This window comes from Spirosoma migulaei (assembly GCF_054776855.1).
The window spans coordinates 525,382-546,946 of record NZ_BAAHBG010000027.1 but is presented as its reverse complement, the minus strand read 5'-3'; the positions used below and the strand labels follow the sequence as shown (position 1 = coordinate 546,946).

At 47.7% G+C, this 21,565-nt stretch carries 20 protein-coding genes; 6 read left to right on the top strand and 14 right to left on the bottom strand.

Annotated elements, in window-relative coordinates; translation table 11 throughout:
* Positions 1-231 precede the first annotated feature (231 nt).
* On the top strand, positions 232-1,083 hold the full coding sequence (locus ACYVGO_RS27150; RefSeq protein WP_460971958.1) for a hypothetical protein: 852 nt from the start codon (positions 232-234) through the stop codon (positions 1,081-1,083).
* 40 nt (positions 1,084-1,123) lie between these two features.
* Complete coding sequence (locus tag ACYVGO_RS27145) at positions 1,124-1,786, top strand: hypothetical protein (protein WP_460971957.1); 663 nt, start codon at positions 1,124-1,126, stop codon at positions 1,784-1,786.
* Here ACYVGO_RS27145 and ACYVGO_RS27140 read toward each other — a convergent pair.
* Positions 1,741-2,109 carry an HNH endonuclease gene (locus tag ACYVGO_RS27140; RefSeq protein ID WP_460971956.1) on the bottom strand — a complete coding sequence of 123 codons (369 nt, stop codon included), beginning with the start codon at positions 2,107-2,109 and terminating at the stop codon, positions 1,741-1,743. The genes ACYVGO_RS27145 and ACYVGO_RS27140 overlap by 46 nt on opposite strands.
* Positions 2,110-2,877: 768 nt before the next feature.
* Between ACYVGO_RS27140 and ACYVGO_RS27135 the strand changes: the two genes are divergently transcribed.
* Positions 2,878-3,237, top strand: coding sequence for a nuclear transport factor 2 family protein (locus ACYVGO_RS27135; protein WP_460971955.1), 360 nt, complete (start codon positions 2,878-2,880; stop codon positions 3,235-3,237).
* Between the two features lie 262 nt (positions 3,238-3,499).
* Complete coding sequence (locus ACYVGO_RS27130; RefSeq protein ID WP_460971954.1) at positions 3,500-4,711, top strand: TolB family protein; 1,212 nt, start codon at positions 3,500-3,502, stop codon at positions 4,709-4,711.
* A 42-nt stretch (positions 4,712-4,753) separates the two neighbouring features.
* On the opposite strand, the gene ACYVGO_RS27125 is transcribed toward ACYVGO_RS27130, so the two are convergent.
* The 9 genes from ACYVGO_RS27125 to ACYVGO_RS27085 all read right to left on the bottom strand — a co-directional run bounded on the left by ACYVGO_RS27125 (position 4,754) and on the right by ACYVGO_RS27085 (position 16,250).
* A complete protein-coding gene (locus ACYVGO_RS27125; protein WP_460971952.1) occupies positions 4,754-6,169 on the bottom strand; it encodes a leucine-rich repeat domain-containing protein in 1,416 nt (471 codons plus the stop codon).
* 165 nt (positions 6,170-6,334) lie between these two features.
* Positions 6,335-9,205, bottom strand: coding sequence for a M16 family metallopeptidase (locus tag ACYVGO_RS27120; RefSeq protein WP_460971951.1), 2,871 nt, complete (start codon positions 9,203-9,205; stop codon positions 6,335-6,337).
* 66 nt (positions 9,206-9,271) lie between these two features.
* Positions 9,272-9,544, bottom strand: coding sequence for a hypothetical protein (locus tag ACYVGO_RS27115; protein ID WP_460971950.1), 273 nt, complete (start codon positions 9,542-9,544; stop codon positions 9,272-9,274).
* Positions 9,545-9,666: 122 nt separating this feature from the next.
* A complete protein-coding gene (locus tag ACYVGO_RS27110; RefSeq protein WP_460971949.1) occupies positions 9,667-10,455 on the bottom strand; it encodes a LytR/AlgR family response regulator transcription factor in 789 nt (262 codons plus the stop codon).
* Positions 10,456-10,564: 109 nt separating this feature from the next.
* The gene (locus ACYVGO_RS27105; RefSeq protein ID WP_460971948.1) at positions 10,565-11,590 is read right to left on the bottom strand and encodes a sensor histidine kinase; all 1,026 of its coding nucleotides are present in this window, start codon (positions 11,588-11,590) and stop codon (positions 10,565-10,567) included.
* Entirely contained in the window at positions 11,574-12,263 is a 690-nt protein-coding gene (locus ACYVGO_RS27100) for an ABC transporter ATP-binding protein (RefSeq protein ID WP_460971947.1), read from the bottom strand. Before ACYVGO_RS27100 ends, ACYVGO_RS27105 begins: the two co-directional genes overlap by 17 nt.
* Before the next feature lie 88 nt (positions 12,264-12,351).
* Entirely contained in the window at positions 12,352-13,602 is a 1,251-nt protein-coding gene (locus tag ACYVGO_RS27095; protein ID WP_142772806.1) for an ABC transporter permease, read from the bottom strand.
* A gap of 106 nt (positions 13,603-13,708) precedes the next feature.
* Complete coding sequence (locus tag ACYVGO_RS27090) at positions 13,709-14,803, bottom strand: efflux RND transporter periplasmic adaptor subunit (RefSeq protein WP_460971946.1); 1,095 nt, start codon at positions 14,801-14,803, stop codon at positions 13,709-13,711.
* Positions 14,804-14,933: 130 nt separating this feature from the next.
* Positions 14,934-16,250 carry a TolC family protein gene (locus ACYVGO_RS27085; RefSeq protein WP_460971945.1) on the bottom strand — a complete coding sequence of 439 codons (1,317 nt, stop codon included), beginning with the start codon at positions 16,248-16,250 and terminating at the stop codon, positions 14,934-14,936.
* 240 nt (positions 16,251-16,490) lie between these two features.
* On the opposite strand from ACYVGO_RS27085, the gene ACYVGO_RS27080 reads away from it, so the two are divergent.
* Both ACYVGO_RS27080 and ACYVGO_RS27075 read left to right on the top strand, forming a co-directional pair.
* A complete protein-coding gene (locus ACYVGO_RS27080) occupies positions 16,491-17,354 on the top strand; it encodes a sugar phosphate isomerase/epimerase family protein (RefSeq protein ID WP_460971944.1) in 864 nt (287 codons plus the stop codon).
* A 180-nt stretch (positions 17,355-17,534) separates the two neighbouring features.
* Positions 17,535-18,878, top strand: a complete 1,344-nt coding sequence (locus ACYVGO_RS27075; protein ID WP_142772810.1) for a Gfo/Idh/MocA family protein — start codon at positions 17,535-17,537, stop codon at positions 18,876-18,878.
* A gap of 263 nt (positions 18,879-19,141) precedes the next feature.
* Here the strand turns inward: ACYVGO_RS27075 and ACYVGO_RS27070 are convergent, their stop codons facing one another.
* From ACYVGO_RS27070 to ACYVGO_RS27055, 4 genes are all read right to left on the bottom strand, one after another.
* Positions 19,142-19,540: a hypothetical protein gene (locus ACYVGO_RS27070; protein ID WP_460971943.1), complete on the bottom strand. Its 399-nt coding sequence runs from the start codon at positions 19,538-19,540 to the stop codon at positions 19,142-19,144.
* A gap of 98 nt (positions 19,541-19,638) precedes the next feature.
* Positions 19,639-19,824, bottom strand: coding sequence for a CsbD family protein (locus ACYVGO_RS27065; protein ID WP_142772811.1), 186 nt, complete (start codon positions 19,822-19,824; stop codon positions 19,639-19,641).
* Positions 19,825-19,883: 59 nt separating this feature from the next.
* The gene (locus tag ACYVGO_RS27060; RefSeq protein ID WP_460971942.1) at positions 19,884-21,041 is read right to left on the bottom strand and encodes a flavin-containing monooxygenase; all 1,158 of its coding nucleotides are present in this window, start codon (positions 21,039-21,041) and stop codon (positions 19,884-19,886) included.
* A 71-nt stretch (positions 21,042-21,112) separates the two neighbouring features.
* A complete protein-coding gene (locus ACYVGO_RS27055) occupies positions 21,113-21,562 on the bottom strand; it encodes a DUF2147 domain-containing protein (protein WP_460971941.1) in 450 nt (149 codons plus the stop codon).
* Positions 21,563-21,565 lie beyond the last annotated feature (3 nt).

Sequence of the window (21,565 nt, the reverse complement as noted above, 5' to 3'; positions counted from 1 at the left end):
TGGGTGAATCATTCGTGCTATTCATTCTCACCCAACAAATCATTGTACGTCTATCTCTATGTCTATTTGCGGGCTAAATCCAGCAGCAAGCCGGGTAAGTATGCCACCTTGTTAGCTTTTCTGTGCCTAATGCAGGTTTTTTTTCGACAACGCGGGCTTAAGTAATAAAGGGGAAGCACGAGCTTAATTTGCCCAATATCTATCCTTATATTTGATAAAAATAATGTGAATATGATAGATAAAATAAGTATATTTACTGTAAGCGCAAATGCAGGAAATATGACTGATATTCAAACTGTTAGCTCTAATTTTGATCAATTTGGAGAGGGTGATGAGTCTACAACTTGGTGGGCTTCTGATTATATGGTCATGCTGGGCTATCCAAACATGACCTCCTTTGCTAATGTGATAAATCGAGCAATGCAGGCTTGTTTGACAGCTAAAATAGATTCTCATGACAACTTCATGAAAACTACCCGACAGATTGGTGATCGGTCGGCAGTAGACTATAGGTTAACCCGGTTTGCTTGCTATATGATCGCCATGAATGGCGATACCAAAAAGCCACAAATTGCAGGGGCGCAAGCTTTCTTTGCAAAAACCGTTGAGCAGGTAAGCTTAATATTGGAAGGGGCAAATGATGTTGAACGATTAGTCACTCGCAGTGAAGTAATAGCAGGCAATAAGTCCCTAGCTGCTGCCGCAAAGGCAGCAGGAGTAGTTACAAGTACTGAATTTGCTATATTTCAAGATCATGGATACATAGGCATGTATAACATGGGCATGAAAAAACTATGCAAAGTCAAGGGAGTTCCTGATAGTCTTTATGAATATATGGGGCGAATTGAGCTTTCTGCTAACGCATTAAGAATTGCCTTAACGGAAGAGCAATTAAAAAAAAGAGGGACAAATAGGGCTTTTGAAGCAAATAGAATTCACAAAAATGTGGGAGAGGACATCAGGAAGGTTGTTAAGAACAATACAGGAGTGTATCCTGAAAATCTACCAGTAGAACGTAAATTAAACGAAGTAAACAAGCAGCTTAAAAGTGCCAATAAGCTTTTAAATAAGAAGAAAAAGTAAGTGACACCCAGTATTCGCACCATTCAATAAAATAATACTAATGTCAAAGCCTAGAATTTCAGTTAACAAGCTTGGAGAGTATGTTACTGCAAGCCCAACACGCAGAAAGAGCATTGTTCAAAATCAGAAAAATCCAGACAACTTTATTGTTGCTAGATATACAGAAGCGAGGCAAGCGTATATAGATTTTGTCGTCTCAAAGTTTGATGCATCAATAATTACCAATGCAAGAGAGAGTTTAACTGCTAAACAAACAACAAGTGATTTTCAAGCAAACGATAAGTCTTCGTCAATAGAATCCCTTGATTGTTACAATAATATTACTTTTCCTAGTATTGCAAACTTTGATATTTCACAGTTTGTGGGCAATGGCAAAATAGACATAGCAGGCGTTGATGTAAGCGTTAATCCTGATATAATTTTCCGAGGGACACATAAAGGAAAGAGTATCGTTGGTGCAATAAAATTCCATATTATTAAGGCGACCCTGAATGAAGATGCTAGAAAAACTGTCGCGACAATTTTACACCAATTTGTAGAAGAAATTATAAGGGCTGAAGATGAGATAGCTCCGGTTGAGTTTACGTTGTGCATTGATATTTTTTCCCATAAAACCGAAAGCGCGCCAAAATCCTACAAAAGAAAGCGTACTGATGTTCAGGCAGCTTGCGAAGAATATGCCTTGTGGTGGGATAAGGTATAGTGATCCTTCTTTTTATGGCAATCGCTGCACAGGGTTTGTAGATTGTCTAAATCACAATATCCGCCCCCTTTACACACCGGTAAAATATGGTCAGCCTGCCACGCGTCAGTCTTTTTTTTGCAACAAGCGCATATACCACCATCGCGCCTATAAACCGCATTCCGTATAGCCTTGGTATCTCCTTTCACAATAAAAAAAAGGGTTACTGCCTTTTCTTGACAAGTAGCCGTAGCCCACCTTTTCTTCCTTTGCCCTAACTGTTCATTGCACCCACAAGCACACAACCCATCGTGCCTTGCTGGGAATAAGTCAATTAATGACATTCCAGGTTGGTATCTTTTATATGGATTTGGGGTAAACATATTTATAGTACTAGACTCTGCGATAAGGCAAAATCAGCTAAAAATCTACCTTAAATGCTAAGAACGGCTGCAAAATTCACACATTACTATGTAAAAACCTAATTGTTATAATATAAATATTACATATTATAATGTAAGTAAATTGTACTCACATTCTTACTGCCTAAACACTTCACCAACATTCGCCCTGATACGTTCGTATTCTTCTTTCTTCATAGGCGTATACAATCCAAGTACCGTACCTTCCAGTTCATTAATTGCTACTTCCATTGTCTTATTGCTCCATTAGCGAGAGTGTCTTATAGGGTACTTGGTAAGGGGTGTGTAGCGGCTATATGCCGTTTAAATCCAGCAGCCGACTTGGTGAGAATGCGGAGTGTGTGCAGCCCAGCACCTATGAGGGTGTAAAGTCTCCCTACAGTCACCATCAGCCCTCATGAGTGTTGGGTGCCCCGCTAAAGCATAAAGTGAGTGAATGTCGCCGTTCGTATGACAAATCGTACGTTTCGACAAGGCTATCTAGTACGTCTGAACAAAACAAGCGTAAAAAACGAGTTTTTTGATCACTTGCCACTAGGAGCACGTTCGTCGCTCCGTCACTATTGGCAAACCAATGTCCTGGTGATAATCCGCAAGCCCCGGAGGTGATTTGAGACCATAGATTTGACCGCCAGCTCGTAAAAAAAAACGGGTACTGTCTTATGTAGTTTACCAGGTAAACACAAGACAATGGCAGCAGAAAAAAATAAGGCAATCTTAGAAAAGGGCAACGCGGCAATCGCTGCCGGTGATAACGAAGGGTTCCTGTCGTTCTGCACTGACGATACAGAATGGACGTTTGTAGGTGATAAGATCCTCAAAGGGAAAGAAGCCGTTCGTCAATGGATGGCAACAGAATATGTGGAGCCGCCTACGAATACGGTTGTTACCTTAATCGCTGAAGATGATTTCCTTACGGTGCTTGGCTACCTAACCATGAAGGACAAAGACGGACAAGAGACTCATTACGAATACTGTGATATCTGGCGTTTTCATGACGACAAGATTGTCGAATTAAAGGCTTTCGTTGTCAAAATAGAAACGAAGTGATAAACTTGACTCCCAAGCAAGTTACTGGATGAGCCGGTTTTGCCGCACGTTCGACTATATTCACCTCTTTGTTACGAAACCGCAAGCGATGCATGATCAGTTTGCTACGCTTAAAAACCATTTAAAGAGTACGGGTGGGTTTTCGAGTACGGGTAGTTTAGGAAATTAGCGGGCGATGCCGATTAGTTTAGTTCGCCCGTTACAACCGTTTGCGTTAGATTACACTCTATAGGGTCGTAATCAATTCATTTCCCCGAGCTTTATGAAACGAGTTCTAGCTTTTTGGTTGGTGGTCCTGATCGGAACGGCTTGTCAGCGGAAAGAGGTGGCACCTGATGGGTACATTAAACCACTATTTCTTCTGGCAGAACCCAGGTCGAATGGCCTATCATTAAACTGGGGACCACAATATTTTTTTGAGGAAGGCATGTACCCGGGCCCGGTACCTATGACGCCATCCCAGTACGAGATTTACGTATCGGAAACCAATGGGAATTCGCTGCAAAAAGTAGCAACCGTCGATGGTACCGTGCAGAATTACGTACTAACGAATCAGCCGGAGGGAAAAACCCTTTACGCACAAATAAAAGCAATACACCCTACGCTGACAGGCAGCCAATCGCCTATCGTTACCACTACTGTCGGGACGTTGGGTACTACGGATTTACTATTCCCCACCGGCACACCAACAATTACATTTGGTAGTTGGGGCGGTTCAACGCTGCTTTATTCCAATTGGACTGATAACTGGGTAATTCAGTCTCCCGATGGCACAATCCGCACACTAAAACAGGAAGGCTACAATGCGCTTCTCTCACCCGATGGGCGGTCTATTGCTTACCTGTCCAACGTTAATCCGAACACAGGGTATTCAACGCAACTAGTTGTTAAAAACCTGGAATCAGGTGCTACCCGGTCATTGGAAACCAAACAAGCGATTTATTCCCTGGAATGGGCTAACGATAGCCAGTCAATCGCCTTTATAGCCTTCGATTTGGGAAGCGGTACGGGCGTTTGGCTGCGTAAAATGGCCGAAGCTTCTAGCACACAACTCTACACCCCACCCGCTGGCCCCAACCAGTTGCGAACCGATCAATTGGACTGGTTGCCTGATGGCCAGTCCGTCGTTGTTTCACAGGAAGTGCCCCAACAAGGAAAAGTGGGAACCGAACTGCTGAGAATCCCGACGGGCGGGGGGAATCTGCACACCATCCTGAAATCGGACTGGCAGGACAGACAACCCGCCTTCTCTCCCGATGGCACCCGGCTGGCATTCATCAGTAACCGCTCGGGTTACACCGCCATTTGGCTGTATGAACGTCAAACCGAAAAACTCCGGCAGTTAACGGGGGCAACGGAAATTTTTTATTTCGTAAACCGGCTCGACTGGAAAAATAATCGCCAGTTGACGTACACCGCTTCACTACCAGTGGCTGGCAGTACATCGCTGAAACTAGTTACACTACCTAACTGATGCGTGACCGTTTTGCGATGGGTGGTTAATAGGACTACCTACTTAATACGTCACTTGTGTATTGTTGGCCTCCAGTTGCTTGATTTGGGAGGCATAAGGGCTGGTCATGGCTTCCCGGCCCCAGAGCGGATTGCTGCCCATATACACCCGCTTGAGATTTTTGATCGATAGTAAAACAGACGGAAACTCCTGAAGGTTGTTGTTATTCAGCGAAAGCTCTTCCAACTCTGGTAGGGCTCCCAGTACATTCGGTGCGACGATTAACTCGTTGTAGCCGAGGTCGAGTACGTGGAGGTGTTGAAGCCGTTGGAATTTTGTGGGTAATTGGCTGATATGATTATGATGGGCGAACAACACCTGCAGCCGACGTAATTTTGCCAAAGATGCGGGTATTTCCTTCAGGTTGTTATGCGCAATGGCCAACTGCTCAAGCCGCTTCATACGACCCAGCTGACGAGGTAACTCAGTGAATTTGTTATAGTACAAATCCATCACCTTCACATGCTTTAACCGCCCGATATCCTTAGGTAGTTGGCTTAACCCCACATTGTATAAGTTTACATCATTGAGCCGATGCAGCGAGCGTAAGGGTTTGATCGTCAGGTTGGCTAAGTCGTTGTTGCCCAACCACAGACTCTCCAACCGACGATTTTGGCGAACGGAAGCGGGTACGTCTGTTAAGGAATTTCGTTGTAGGTTTATGGATTTTACGACCTTATTTCGAGTGAAAAACACACTATCTTCCTGAAGTCGGTTCGACATCAGATTAAGGCGTTTCAACTTAGGAAGAGCCGTTAAGCGGGCGGGCAATGCCGTTAAGTAATTGTGCCCCAGGTTAATTTCTTCCACATTCGTAAACCGGTAAATAACCTCCGGTACTTGTTCGAGTTCAAGCCCGGAAAAGGCAATTGTTTTCACGGTATCGGGGCGTGTTGTCTGACTGGCCGCAGCAAGCGTGCCAATAACACCCGGTCCTTTCGGGGTTGTTCGGGAGGCAGGACCGAGAATAAACAAGCCGCTACCCAACCGAAATGGCGACCAGACAAGCGTTGATGAAACCGGCAACGGATGCTGGTTCAGGTACTCCGTCAGCAGAGCGATCAACGTTTCCTCCTTCTCGGGTGCTAACCGTTTATTATTCCGCTGGTATTGATAAAGCAGCCAATCGGCATGGCCATCGGCTTTGAAAAATACTTCCGTATTCCAGATAATGGAGCTATCAGGTCGAAAGTTTCTCTTTTTTAGAAAGCGCCGGAAATCGCTCCAGTAATCCTCTGTAAGTTTCTGGAAGGTCAGATCGCGTAGAGTTGCCTGTTCGCGGGGGCCAACCGCAGGGGGGTAGTTTTTGCGGAGCGTTTTGTAATTGACCAGACTGTCGGTCATTGGACGAATCGTTACCTGCGCCACTCCCGATAGCGCCATCAACCCAAATACGAACAACAATAGAGACCTTTTCATAGCACAACGTTATTTTTAGGTGAATAACGATATTTATAGTTAAACTACCAAAAAAAGAACCGGGATTTAGCTGATTTGTGGATGAATCGGATTTTGTTAGTCGTTTCCGCTGGAAACAAAATCCTGCAAATCCTTTAATCAGTGTAATCCCGGTTCAGACAATTGTTAGTTTTTCGCTCCGCCACTCACCGTCGAAGCGGGTTGCTTATCGGCGGCTTTCTTGGCGGCTTTGGCAAAATCACCGGCGCGGATGATTGAAATTTTGGCCGGATCGATGTGCTTTTTCATGGCCGCATTGATTTGCTCAGGGGTTACACTTTCCAGTTTCTTCTCGAAATCGGCATCCCAGTTCATCGTCCGGTTCAGGTACAGGTAGTTATTGAGCGTCGTTGCTAAACCGGGGTCCTGCGCCCGACCTACCATCCGCGATTGTAACAGACCCGAGCGGGCAGCTTTAAGCTCGTCGGCGGTAAATCCTTCTTTCACCACTTTCTCCATTTCCTCCCGGAAGGCTTTTTCCAGGCGTTCCGCGTTTTCGGGATTGTAGATGGCGTAGGTCATGAACATCCCCGTTTTATCCCAGGGGTTAGCCTGTAATTGCGAACCAACACCGTAGCTGATACCCTCTTTCTGACGGATACGAACGGCCAGACGTGAATTCAGGAAGCCACCACCGAGCATATAGTTACCCAATACCAAAGCTGGATAATCAGGATCATCGTCGCGCAGGGGGATGTTTACACCCGCTACCATAAAGGCGTTGGCCTTGTCGGGTGCTTCGAGGGATTGAGGTGTCGCCTTGATATCGTTGTAGGCTGATACTAACCGGCTGAACGGTTTCTTGGCTTTCCAGGTACCAAACTCATCGGTAATGACTTTCCGAACGGGCGTTTCCTCAAAATCACCGACAATAGACATGGTTGCGTTCTGAGCACCATAAAAATCCTTATGGAACTGCTTCAGATCGTCGAGTTTGAGGGCTTTAACATCCGCAACATCTTCATCGGGTGTTGAGGTATACCGCACATCTTCTTTCGGATAGGGATTCATCTGGCGTTGGAAAGCCGTGAACGCAAGGCTTTGGGGCTCCGACCGCTGCGACTCGATCTGCGCCAGTTGTTCCTGCTTCAGTTTTTCGAACTCATTGGCATCAAACGCCGGATGTTTGAGCATATCGCCCACAACGCGCAATACAGCTGGCAGGTTTTCCTTGTTCGTTTTGATGGTCACGTTCACTTGATTGCCACCACCAAATACACCAACCTGTGCCTTGAGTTTATCGAACTCGTCTTTAATTTGCTGACGACTGCGGGTTGTCGTTCCCCGGTCGAGCATCGAAGCCGTAAATACCGAGATAGCGCTCTTATTCATCAGGCTCTTCTGGTCACCGTAACGAATGGTCAGGCGAGCGTTTACTTCGTTGCCGCGGGTTGTTTTGGGCAATAAAGCTAGCTCAATGCTATTAGGCTGCTCAATCCGACGGGTACGGCCATCAATATTGGCAGGCGATGGGTCGAAGGCTTCACCACTGGCAATCACAGCGCGACCTTTATAGTTTTTCACCAGAGATTCCATGCTGGGGGCTTCCGGCGTTTCAACGCGGTCGGGTGCGGCTTCAGGAATGAATTCGCCAATGGTGCGGTTCGATGGTTTGAAATAGTATTTGGCTACCCGTTGCACATCAGCAGGGGTTACTTTTTCAAGGGCATCGCGGTAGAGAAAACCAAGCCGCCAGTCGCCGGTAGCAATGTACTCACTGAGGGTACGGCCTAAGCGTTCAACATCTTTAAAGCTCAGTTCAACATCTTTCAGCAGTTTTGCTTTGGCACGTTCAACCTCATCTTTGGTCGGTGGTTTCACCGTTACTGAGTCAAGGGTGCCGAGCAAAGTAGCTTTAGCATCGTCCAGCGATTTTTCTTTTAATAACTCAGCCGCGAAATAAACATAGCCGGGATCTTTCGTCATGAACGAATAACCGTACTCCTGTGAGGCTTTTTTGGTTTCGATCAGCGATTTGTACAGGCGTCCGCTTGGTTCATCGGTCAACAAATCGGTTAACACGTCCATTGCCGGGTAATCGGGGTGCGAGCTTGGCATGATATGATACAGTGCCGAAACAACTTTCGTGTCGCCCACGCGCCGGAGCGTTACATTCCGTTCGCCATCCTGGATTGGCTCAACACTATAGGTTGGCTGTAACACCCGCGTTGGCCGTGGAATGCCAGCGAAGTATTCATTGATCAGGGACAGTACTTTCGATTCATCGATTTTTCCGGCAACGACCAACACTGCATTGTCGGGTTGGTAGTATTTTTTGTAAAACTCCTGAAGGTTCTGGATGGGGACTTTTTCCAGATCGGAGCGGTTGCCAATGGTCGATTTGCCGTAGTTATGCCACAAATACGCCGACGAGACAACGCGTTCATTCAGGACATTTTGTGGTGAGTTTTCGCGCATTTCGAACTCGTTCCGAACGACCGAAAACTCGGTTTCCAGGTCGCTTTTCTTGATGAAGCTATTGACCATCCGGTCGGCTTCGAGGTCAAGCGCCCACTTCAGGTTTTCATCCGTAGCGGCAAAGGTCTCGAAGTAGTTGGTACGGTCGAGCCAGGTTGATCCGTTAGGGCGTGCTCCGTGCGAGGTTAATTCCTGGGGAATGTTGGTGTGTTTGGTGGAGCCTTTAAACACCATGTGCTCCAGCAAGTGGGCCATACCCGTTTCACCCAGTCCTTCGTGTCTTGAACCCACCAGATAGGTGATATTGACGGTTACGGTTGGTTTCGATTGGTCCGGGAAGAGCAATACTTTAAGGCCGTTCTTGAGATTGTACTCCGTAATGCCTTCTACAGACGCGCCCTTGGTAATCCCTTCGGGTATAGTAACGGTTGCCGCCTTGTCCTGCGCAGGGGAGAACGTTAGACTCCCGACCAGCAACGTAGCGGCTAGTGCGCTCGCTCGGGCAAAGCCAGGTCGGAACCCTCCAGTCGGGGACCCTCCAGTCGGGGACCATCCAGTCCGGGTAAGTTTATTTTGCATAAGAAACAGTTAGTTGGGGTACTGAAAAAACTAATCTTGTATAGATAAGAATAAAAAAAAAAGCAATCAAGAGGTTTTATAGGGATTTGCCAAAAAACAGGATGAGCGGTTATTCATACGACCGCTCATCCTGTTTTTTGTGTCACTGCTTTTAAGCTGATACTCCGTGATACCTTCGACGGATGCGACTTTGGTGATGCCTTCGGGTAAGGCAACCCCTGTTGGAGTCGTTTGTGCGGGAGTAAGGGAACTGTTACCAACGAGCAACAGAGCGGCCAGCGCAACCATGCGGTGCCAACTGGCCTGAATCCCTGTGGTAGGGAAAAGGGGCGTGTGCATAACTATACGGTTAGATAGGGTAAGGTGAACTAGGCGTATAGTTACTGACAAATCAGAGTAATGTCAACGTTTCTTTTGAATAGATTAACAAAAATTAAGATATGCACTAGTACCCAGTTCGTTCATCCCTCAATCCAGTGCCGGAAAGCGCCCGATTTCTCCTTGCTGACTACTAGTTCAAGCTTGTCGTTCGGATTTTTAAGGACGACAATGAGTTTCTGACTTTCATGCGGTCTGTATCCCGATACGGCATCGAGACTGACTAAGCACTGGCGATTGGCTCGAAAGAAACGGGCCGGATCAACCAATTCCTCTAGTTCATCGAGCGTTTTGTAATCGGTGATTAGCTTTTTGCCTTCGTTTGTAAACAGGTAAATCAGCTCGTTTCGCAGGAAGTAGGCTACCTGTTCTTGGGGCACCGAAATGATTTGACGGAGGTGATGCCCTGAAAACCGGCGTTTATAGTGGGGTACAGGCGATTGTTCGGTAAGCTGACTCAGGAAATGCCTGAACTGATCGTCAAAGCCAACAATTCCATTTGCCGACCAGCGATGGAATTTGGTTAGAGCTGCTTTAAGTTCTTCTGGATCAATGGGCTTGAGCAGGTAATCGAGGCTGTTGAGCTTGAACGCCCGAATAGCATATTCGTCGTAGGCCGTAGTGAAAATGATGGGAATGTTCAGATTGATCTGCCGAAAAGCCTCAAAGCTTACACCATCCGAAAGCTGGATATCCGAAATGACGAGGTCGGGAAAGGGCTTACCTGATGAACGGATAGTAGTGAAATAATCACAAATCCCCTGTACGCTAGCCAGCGGGCCCTCGATAGTAGCGCCTGGTTCCAACTGCCGAACTAACTTCAGGAGTTGCCGGGCAATAAGCGGTTCATCTTCAATGAGGAGAATGGTCATACAGGTTTACGGCTTACAGTATTCGGTTTACGGTATTCGGTTTACGGTGGGCTGGCGCGTCAGCCTTTTGTTGCGTCAGCCCACCGTAAACCGAATACTGTAAACCTATTTATTGTACAGACAGTAAGGGGATTCGTACCCCAAAAATGCCTTCCTTTTCATCAACCTCAACCGGGTTTGGCCCCAGATAACTGTACAAGAGTTTCAGATTTTCCAGCCCCTGTCCATTCGACGTACCTACCTGCCGTTTTTGCTGAATCGGGTTCGATACCTCAATATAGCCATCGTGCGTGCTGATTGTAACCGTTAACGGGCGGGCCTCATTCACGACGTTATGCTTTATGGCATTCTCGATTAAGATTTGTAGTGTAACGGGTACAATTTGCTGACCCAGAGCGGCTTCCTCCATGTTGCAATTGACAATAAACGCACCGTCAAAGCGGGTGTGCAGTAGGGAAATGTAATTTTTGATGAACGCCAGTTCAGTTTCGAGCGGCACTAACGCCTTGTCTTTATGTTGCAGTACATACCGAAAGACTTTCGATAGTTGCTGCAAAAATTGACGTGCCAGTACCGGGTTATCATCGATCAGGCTATCCAGCGACGACAGGCTATTAAACAGAAAATGCGGGCTGATCTGGTTTTTCAGGCTGTCCAGTTGTACCTGCACTTTTTCCTTTTCCAGTTGCGCCGTCCGTACCGCATTTTCCTGCCAGCGTTTCAGCAAATGGTTGGCCATAAACCCTAAACAGATAACTGTATTGACCAGAAAGATCATCATCCCAACAATGATAAATGTAAACTTATTCATCTGGGATAAAACTGGCGGGAAGAAGCGAGTCGAAATAAAATAGCCAGCGGTTAGCGATATCGTCTTCACAATCGTCCAGCCTCCTAACACCTGAACCACAATGCGCCAGCGGGTATTGGTCTCAAAGGGTAAGCGTTTATTTAGCCACTCATTGAACAGAAAATGAAAGGACCAAACCAGGTTTAGCATGATAAACGACACCACAAACAGTACTGCCTGAAGCTGCCAGGTAATAGTCGGAACTAGCCATTGCCGAACAACAAGGCCTCCTAAGGCAACCCATAGGAGCAGGGCTTCGACGTATTTGTTAAACTTTATTTTCATGGCTGGAAATAATCATGCCGTCCGACATTTCGATAACGCGGTCGGTTCCGGCGGCAAAATCGGGGTCGTGGGTAACGGCAATTATGGTTTGGCCTTTTCCGGCAAGATCACGAAAAATTTCGAAGACGTTCTCGGTATTGGCCCGATCTAAATTTCCCGTTGGTTCATCGCCCATGATGATGGTTGGATCGTTGATGAGGGCGCGGGCAATTGCCACCCGTTGTTGTTGCCCGCCCGATAATTTACTGGCTGGTTTTCGGGCAAAATCGGCCATGCCGATGATCCGAAGTTTCTCCATCGCCCGTTCTTCCACTTCTTTTTCGGGGTATTTTCCTAGCTTCAAACCCGGCAGCATCACATTCTGTAAGGCAGAAAATTCGGGTAGTAAAAAGTGGAACTGGAAGACGAAACCCAGATGCTCATTTCGAAAACGCGCCAGATAATCCTGACTGCGACCGGTTAGTTTCGTACCTGCCATCTCAATCTGCCCTTCATACTCGGTATCCATCGTCGACAGCAAGTACAGCAACGTGGATTTTCCGCAACCCGACTTGCCGACTATAGACAGAAATTCACCTTTCTGCACATCGAACGTAATATCCTTCAACACCTGAAATTTCTCCGGGTCGTAGAAGTATTTGTTAAGGTGCTGGGAGGAAAGGACAGGGTTCATAAATATATGATGTATAATGTAGGATGTATAATGTGGAGTCGATGAGGTAGCGTTATACCGCAATACATCATATATCATACATCAGTATTTATCCTCTCAAAATAGCCACTGGGTCTACCTGGGCGGCTTTTCGGGAGGGGAAAAAGCCTGCCAGAATGGTGGTGATCACACCAAACAGAAGGCCCATAATGTAATACTTGGCGGCAAAAATGACCGGGAAGGTTTTAAGGCTCAGAAAGTCGCCCGCGTCGAACGGGGTAATGGACAGCAGATAACTCAAACCGAAGCCGATGCCTAAGCCCAATAACCCGCCTGTGAAACCGATAAATACGGCTTGCAGCAGGAAGATCGCAATGATGTCGCGGGCGTCGAAACCTGTTGCTTTCAGGATGGCGATGTCCTTGATTTTGTTGATCACGGTCATATTCATGATGTTGTAAATTCCGAATCCGGCTACTACCAGCAGGGTAATTGACACCACATAGGTGAGCATATTCCGGATTTTTTCACCCGCCAGAATCGCCGTATTGGCCGTGGCCCAGTCTTCGGTATAATAGCCGTACATCGCCCGGAGCTTCTTTCCGAACGGAATGGCCTGCAACGGGTCAACCATTTTGATATGGATATCCGTAATGTAACTCGGGTCTTTCTGAAGCATTTCCTGCACGGTCGAGAGGTTCCCGTAGCTCTTGGTGTTATCCACGGTACCAACCCCAAATCCGAATGTGCCCACGACCCGAAGCACGCGAATGCCACCTTTGGGCGTAGTTACCGTCACTTTATCGCCCACCCGAACGTTGAGCTTTCGGGCGAGGACGTTGCCCATAATCAGGCCGTCGGGGTTGGTTTTTAACGTACTCAGGCTACCCGATTTTAGGCGCGTGTTTAGTTTGTAAAGCCTGTTTTCACGATCGATGTCCACGCCCGAAATCGTTCCCGACAGCTGAATAGGGCCGTTGTTGTAGAAGGCCTGTGTCGCTACCTGTGGCGATACGCCGAGTACGCCCGGCTCCCGCTCAATGCGTTCGGCAATGGCCATTCCGTTCTTGATCCGGGCCTGTTCGTCTTTGGGTTTCTGATGATAGATGACATTGAAGTTGCCGGGGTTGAGTTGCTCGATCAGACCCGGTCGCTGCGTGTTCACTTCATTGTATAGCCGAATGTGTGGACTGGCATCCAGGGCCGAATCTTCCAGAAACTGATTCACGCCCTGCATAAACGAGATCATGGTAATGAACATGGCAATCCCAAACGTTACGCCAAGCATGGCAACGAGCGTCTGGCGTTTCTTGGCCAGCAAGTGCGTCTGGGCAATCTGGGAAGCGATATGAAGGTTCATAAATTTTCTTAAACACAGAGATAACGGAGGGTTCACGGAGACAACGGAGATAGAAAAGAGCTTCTGTGTGCTCTGTATTTTCCTCCGTTTTCTCTGTGTTTAAACCTTACTCTACACTCACAACAATTGACTTTTCATTCAGCCCGCCTTTCACCTCGACCAGGTCGAAGTTTTCGGCACCTTTCTGGAATTTGATTTTCTGTTTTTTACCATCCTGCTCCACCCAAACGCTATCGGTGCCGATGACGTAGGATTTGGGGATGGTAAGCACGTGTTTATTCTGGCTGATAATGATGTTGGCTTCTACCGTCAGGCCATAGTAGGATGCAGGACGTTCGCCCACGAACTCAGCATCTACCCGGAAGGATTGATCCGTTCGGTTCAGCTTCGGGTAAATTTTACTGACGCGGGCTTTGAACACCTTGTCGGGATACACGTCGGCCTTCAGAACAACTTCCTGCCCAACACGCATCCGCCCGAAATCGCTTTCATCGACAGCTAATTGCGCATAGAGTTGACTGCCACTGCCCACCAGCGCTAATTGCTCGCCCACTTTGATCACCTCGCCGGGATCTTTATATACCTCATAGACTTTGCCATCCACGAAACTCCGAATGCGGGTGTTACGACCGGCTACCTCCGAGCTAACCAGTTGACTTCGGTTGTTGGCAACATCGAGCTGAATTTGGTTGCGGTTGCGTTGCAGCGTGTTCAACTGAGCACGGAAGTTATTACGCGACAGGGTGTAGTTCAGCTCAGCCCGTTCCAGTTCGGCCCGCGAGGTGGCATTTTGTCGGTAGAGTTCACGGAATCGATTGTAATTGATCGAATCATTACTGAGTCGGGTACGGGCGTTCCGTAGCTGCGCTTCGAGTTCGGCCAGTACGGGCGAGTTAGCTCCCAGATTGGCTCGCGCCTGTCGGTAGGCGTTGGCGGCAGCTTGTTGGCGAGCATCTTCCGTGGCGCTTTCCAGCACAAACAGCAATTGATTGCGGTGGATAGAGTCGCCTTCGTTCACCAAACGCTGCTGCAACACGCCAGTAGCATCGGCCGTAACGGTATATTCATTGCGGGGATATACGTTGCCCGAGGCATAAACGGCTTCGGTCAACTCCTTGTAAGCCGGTGTGGTGCCATCATTACCGCGTTGGCAGGCCGTAAAAAGGAGTAAACCCAAAATAATGGAACGAGTAGATTTCATGGGGTTGCCTGTAGGTTGGGTATTCGGTATTCGGTTGGAAGTCTGAGGTTGGAAGTCTGAAGTTGACTGGCACCAGCCCATTCCCGCGCCAGCCAACCTCGAACTTCAAACCTCGAACTTCAAACTTTTTTCATTGCCCGTTTCGGATTTGTAAGATCGTTTGATTGATAAACACATTCGACAGGTTGTTGAGGAACCGATTTTGGGCCGTCAGCACTTCGTTGAATACGTTCAGGTACTGGTCATACGCAAACAGACCCGACCGATATTTGATGAGGGCAATCTGCACATTCTGGCTACTGAGTTCATAATTCTGCCGGTTCAGATCCAGCGACCGAATGGCCTGATTATACGTATTTCGAACGTCTTCGGTATCGGTAATCTGTTTGTTGCGTTCGTAAGCCAGTTCCGACTCCGCCACTTTCAACTGAAGCCGGGCACGGGTCAGGTTACTGGTTCGCAATCCACCGGAGTAAATCGGCCAGTTGAACTGTAAACCCGCCACCCCGATCTGAAACCAGGGCTCATTTGTATTCAGGAAGTTGATCTGACTGCGCTGGGCCTGCTCCGTAAATCGACCATAGGCCGAGAGGGTTGGCCAGCGCATGAGCCGTTCCCGCTCCAACTGAAGCTTAGCCAACTCAATCCGCGACTGCCGGAGCGTTAGTTGGGGGCGTTCCAGATTGTAGGTTGCCGTGGCCGAAACAGGCTGGCCAGCGGGTCGGGTTGCCAACTCCTCGGAGAGTACCAGACTATCGGAAAGGGTTAAGCCAAACATCAGTTTCAACTGGTTCAGGTTGCGGATGTAGGCCAGTTCATTCTGGTAGAGAACATCCGCTGTAGTGAGTTGGATGGCCCGAATCCGATTGTATTCCAGAGGTTCGATCAGCCCTTTATCGAGCCGTTGTTGCGCGATCTGGGTGAGTGTATCGGCAGATGCTAAATTGCGTCGGGTAATCGCAATGGCCGATCGGGTTAGCAGGGCCGCATGATAAACACGGGCGGTTTGGGTTGAAATCTCATCCTGCAACACCAGATTCTGATTATCGGTAATGCGTAAGTTCTGGTCCACAATCCCTAAGTCGGCACGGGCGGGTCGATTGATAACAGGAACGGTTACTTCGGCACCCGCTGCCAGCACGTAGGGAAGGCCAAACTGAATGGAACGGTATTCGCCGGGTGCTCCCCCAAAAAGTGCAGTCGGGATCAACTGCACGGGAAGCGAATAGTTGTAATCGAAATTGGTGAAGAAGCGAGCCTGGGGCAGTAAAACCGATCGGGTAGCCGTTTGCTGCTGGGCTTGCACCTGCCGATTCTGGCGGGCATTGACCAGATCCGGGTTATGGCTCCGGGCCAGCGTTAGCGCTTCCTGCACCGTCGATACGACCGTTTGACCCTCAACTGGAATGGAGTAGGCTACTAAGAAAATAAGAACAAACCGATTCATGAGTAAGGCGAATGGATGCTCAAAGGAACAGATTTTATGAAAAGCGGGCTGGGCTGTTTGTATGAACCTGATAAAAATCAGGTTTAACCTGCTGATTTTTCGCGCGAAGAAGCCTCTTTACTACCCTTGACCTGATTATTATCTTATTCGATGTGAGGTAACATAGGGGCTTTTTTGTCAGTAGAAAAGGCATTAACTCGTTTTTAAGATAGAGATTAACCAAGTTTACTCGTCATTAACATGACCTCACGTCGATCGTTTTTGAAAAATGCAGGCGGCTCCATGGCCCTTGCCAGTATAAGTCCGGTAATGGCAACGGCCAATGCCGCGGAAGCTCAGCTTGCTGCCAGCGATGATCTATTCAAATTAGGTATGGCTGGTTTCAGTTTTGTTAATTTCAAGCTGGACGAGTCGCTGGCTATGATGCGCAGAACGGATGTACACTATTTGTGTATCAAGGATTTTCATCTTCCCTACGCCAGCACGGCCGATGAAATTGCCGCTTTTCATGAAAAGCTGAAGCAATCGGGCGTAACGGGCTATGCGGTGGGGCCTATCTACATGAAAACCAAGCAGGAAATCGATAATGGATTCGACTATGCCAAGCGTGTGGGCGTAAACATGATCATCGGCATTCCGAACCCCGAAGATCTGCCGTATATCGACAAAAAAGTGAAGGAGTTTAATTTTCGCTATGCGATCCATAACCACGGACCCGATATTCAATTGTTCCCAAATGCCAAATCGGTCTATGATGCAGTGAAAGATCTGGACCCACGCATGGGACTTTGTTTTGATATGGGACACGATAAGCGCTATGGCGATGACCCGATTGCCGATCTGGAGAAATATGCTAAACGCATTTTCGATATTCACCTGAAAAACGTTACAGCGGCCTCGAAAGCCGGTTCTACCTGCGAGCTGGGGCGTGGTGTGATTGACATACCGGCGTTCGTGAGTATGCTGCGTAAAGTGAAATACGAAGGCTGTTGCAGCCTGGAATATGAAAAAGACATGAAAGACCCGCTCGCTGGCATCGCCGAATCCGTCGGGTACTTCAAAGGCGTTTGCGATGCAACGAAATCAGGAAAACGGAAAGCGTAAAATAAGTTTGAAGTTGATTGTGGTGGAAGATTCTTAAATCTTCCACGATAGGTTTCTCAAAACCTACTGTTTGTACCGATAGGTTTTGAGAAACCTATCGTGTCGGTTATAAGTAACCGACACCACAGCAATGAATCTCGCGCTACAAACCTTAAACCAAAAACAGACAACCTGCAATCAATGGAAAATTCACGAAGAGAGTTTATTAAAACAGCCGCCCTGGGTACCGCGGGCGTTACCATTGGCGGACTGGCCAATGGGATGTCGGCGAAAAGTTACGCCAAAATAATTGGGGCCAATGAACGACTAAATGTTGCTATTGCCGGGCTGGGTCGGCGGTTAGAAGCGTATTACGACCCGATTTCGAGAAAGGACAGCAACGTTGAGTTGGTGTATATGTGTGATGTAATGAAAAAGCAGCGGGAAGCCGCGGTTCAAAAGTTTTCGAAGTACATCACCTACACGCCGAAGCTGGAAAATGACATCCGGAAAGTCATTGCCGATAAGAACGTCGATGTGCTGATCAATGCTACTCCCGATCACTGGCACGCACCCGGCACCTGGCTGGCTGTGCAGGGCGGCAAGCACGTGTACGTTGAAAAACCCTGTAGTCACAATCCCCGCGAAGGTGAAATTCTGGTTGAAATCCAGAAAAAATCGGGTAAGATAATCCAGATGGGTAACCAGCAACGTTCTGCACCGGAGTCAATAGACATCATCGGGCAGATTCACAACGGCGTAATTGGTCATGCCTACAAAGCCGTTGCCTTTTATGCCAATGCCCGTGGAGAAGTGCCCGTTGCCAAGAAAGCACCCGTCCCCGACGGACTGGATTGGGAGTTATTCCAGGGCCCCGCCCCGCGCACGGCCTATACCGACAATACCTGGGATTATAACTGGCACTGGTACAACTGGAATTATGGAACCGCCGAAGCGGGGAATAATGCTACCCACGAACTGGATGTTGCCCGGTGGGCACTTCAGGTTGAATTTCCGGAGTATGTGACCGTAGAAGCCGCCAAACGCCATTTTCCGGAAGATGGCTGGAATGTGTATGACACTATGGATGCAACCTATCGCTTTCCGGGCGACAAGATCATCAAATGGGACGGCAAAAGCCGGAACGGTCATAAAACCTATGGCAGCGACCGTGGAACCATCATTTACGGCACCAACGGATCAGTTTATGTTGACCGCAATGGGTACACATTGTTCAGCCGGGATGGAAAAGTTATTAAAGACAGCAAGTCGAAAACTTCCGAAGCGGGAACGGCTTTAGGCGGTGGGGGAGATATGACCACCCGCCATATGATGAACTTCTTCGAAGCGATTCGCGGGAAAGCCAAACAGAATTCGACCATAGAGCAGGGAGCCCGAAGCACCCTATTGTGCCACCTGGCGAACATCGCCTATCGGACCAATAAATCGTTTGCGGTCGACTCAAAAAACGGGCATATCAAGGATGCTGAAGCGATGAAGTTCTGGAGCCGACAGTATGAAAAGGGCTGGGAACCAAGTGTGTAGAGAATAAAAGTGAGCAGTGGTGCCAGTTTCTCAAAACTGGCACCACTGCTCAGAAATAGTGCAATGACCATATAACAAAGCCGGAGCCGGTGGGCTCCGGCTATAGTTGAGACTTCGTTTTGGAACGGGGTTGTTTTAAACCGGGTGGGTAAAAACGATACGGATTGCCATCTGCATCATATTTATAATACTTCCCTTCAAAACGAACCAATATTGTAGTTGGATCAGGGTTAGGATTAAGATAAGGCTCGTTAATGCCTAACTCATCGTCCAAAGGTGATTTTGGATTTTTGGACGTACGCTTCGTACTGTTGGTGGATGTCTTTGTTGTTTGTGGCATAACAAGTGGCAATTATTGCAAACAATTTATCGCAATCTTCCCGCTTTTCCAAGTAGAAGACGGTGTAGTAATAGCGACCCTCATACCGGGAAATAGCATAGTACTTCTTTTTTGCATAAGCATATTTCTCAATTAAAACGTTCCCCTGGTTCAGTACCCTGGTGATTTCGCTGAATGTGAGCCGGTGAAACCGTTTATCGTCAGGTTTGCTTAGGTCCAGAAGGTATTTCTCCAGATAATGATCAAGGTTAATGGTTTGAAAGAAAATCTCCGCTCGTCCCTGATCTGTATAAATGGCCTTATTTTTTGGATGATGATTCATGCATCCGCAAAGTAAGGCAATTAACTAAAATTGTAAAATAAGGCACAAAAAAGCCGAAGCTTGTGGGCTTCGGCTTTTTTTATGGGTTGCCAATCGGATTATAAATCGGCGATTGCTTTATTAATTTCGTCTTTTGTTTTTCCAGTTTTCTGCTGGATTTTACCCCACATTTCATCTTCCTGACCTTCCTGATAGGTTAGGTCGTCGTCGGTTAGGTCGCCGTAGGCTTGTTTGATTTTGCCTTTTAATTCGTTCCAGCCACCTTTAAGGGTTGTCTCGTTCATGATCGTAGTGTTTATAACGTTGACTAATTGCTGTAATCATTGTGATTACACTAATAGAACTATGCCGGGATCGAATTGTTTTCGGCAATGTGTGCCACAATACGCTCCGAGTCTTTATTAAGGAGATTGAGGACGCCAGTTACGGGGACGGAAAAGCCGAGGAAATATAGCCCACGCAAGGCCGCATCATCGAACCAGAGTTTTTTCGGATAACCCCGTTCATTCAGAATTTGGTTGGATAAACCATCGCCCAGAAAAGAAGCCAGTCCTGTTCGGTAGCCCGTTGCCAGAACAATAGCATCGAACGGTAATTCCCGACCATCCGTGAAGGTTATGGTTTTGGCATTGATACGGTCAATACTTGGAACCACAGTAATGGTACCTGCCTTAATCTGGTCGATGGTGCCAATATCGATAACGGGTGTTTTCCCGCGTCGGTTGTCATAGGTTGGCGGATGCTTCGGCTTGCCGAGCCCGTAGGCTGATACATCGCCCACGCTGATTAGCTGGGTTAACTTGGCTAGTCGATCACAGAGCCAGTTGGGGAGTTTGCTTAATACAATAGCTATGGGCTGAGCAGGTCGACCGAACACTTCGCGCCGAATAATATTGATCGGGCTCCGCACCGAAATAAAGGGCTTTGCACCATTCTCCAGCAAATCCAGCGCAAGTTCCGCTCCTGTATTGCCCATTCCAACGACTAATACGTTTTCATTCCGGAAAGGCGCTCCGTTGCGGTATTCGTGACTGTGCCAGATGACCCCTCTGAAGTTTCGCTGACCAGGCAATTCAGGCATATTGGGAACGCGATTATAGCCCGTAGCCACAACGACCCGCTCTGCCGTAAACAAATCGGTTTCGGTCTGAACCTGCCAGCGACCATCCTGACTACGGTGAATAGAAATCACCTTCTGATTAAACTGGGGCTTTATGTTGAACTGCTCGGCGTAGCGTTCCAGATACTCAACAAATTTCAGGCGGGGCACATAAGTCGGATAATCGGCCGGAAAGGGAAGGTGCGGGAGAGCCGAATACTCTTTAACCGTGTGTAGGTGCAACCGATCATAGTGATTCCGCCAACTGAATCCTAGGTAGTCGCTGGCTTCCAGAACCGTAAACGGCAGACCCAGTTTGGCTAATCTGCCTGCCATCGCCAACCCCGCCGGACCAGCACCGATGATTAGGGTAGGAATTGTCATCTGCTTTGCGTCATTCATGGTCAGGAATAGTCAAACATTGTCAAGAATCGCAAGTAGTGAATATAAAAACAATTCCTGACCATGAATGACTATTTTATCCTCGTCCAGGTTTGGGTTTTACCCAGGAGAGAAATGCCTACGTATCCACGAACGAGGAGCGTATTTGGGTCTTTGAGTGTCATTTTGCAATTATACTCCTTCCCATCTTCGGGGTTGTAAATCTTGCCATCACTCCAGACCTCACCACCGTCGTATTTGAAATTATACATCAGGACCATGTTCATAAGCGGTCGTGATCTCTTTGATAGATCAGTATTTTTCTCATCGGTGCGGGGTTTTCCAGTGGCGGGGTCGGTGGGTTGGCCAAGCCAGACGAGCTTACCGAAATACGTACCGCCCTGTTTATAAATCTGGACGTGTCCTTTTTTTGTACCATTTAGCCAGGTGCCAACAACAGCATCAGAATCGTCGGTAGGGGCGAAGGCCGTTAGACCGATAAACAGTGCGATAATGGGCAATAGATAACGCATACCTTTCATATG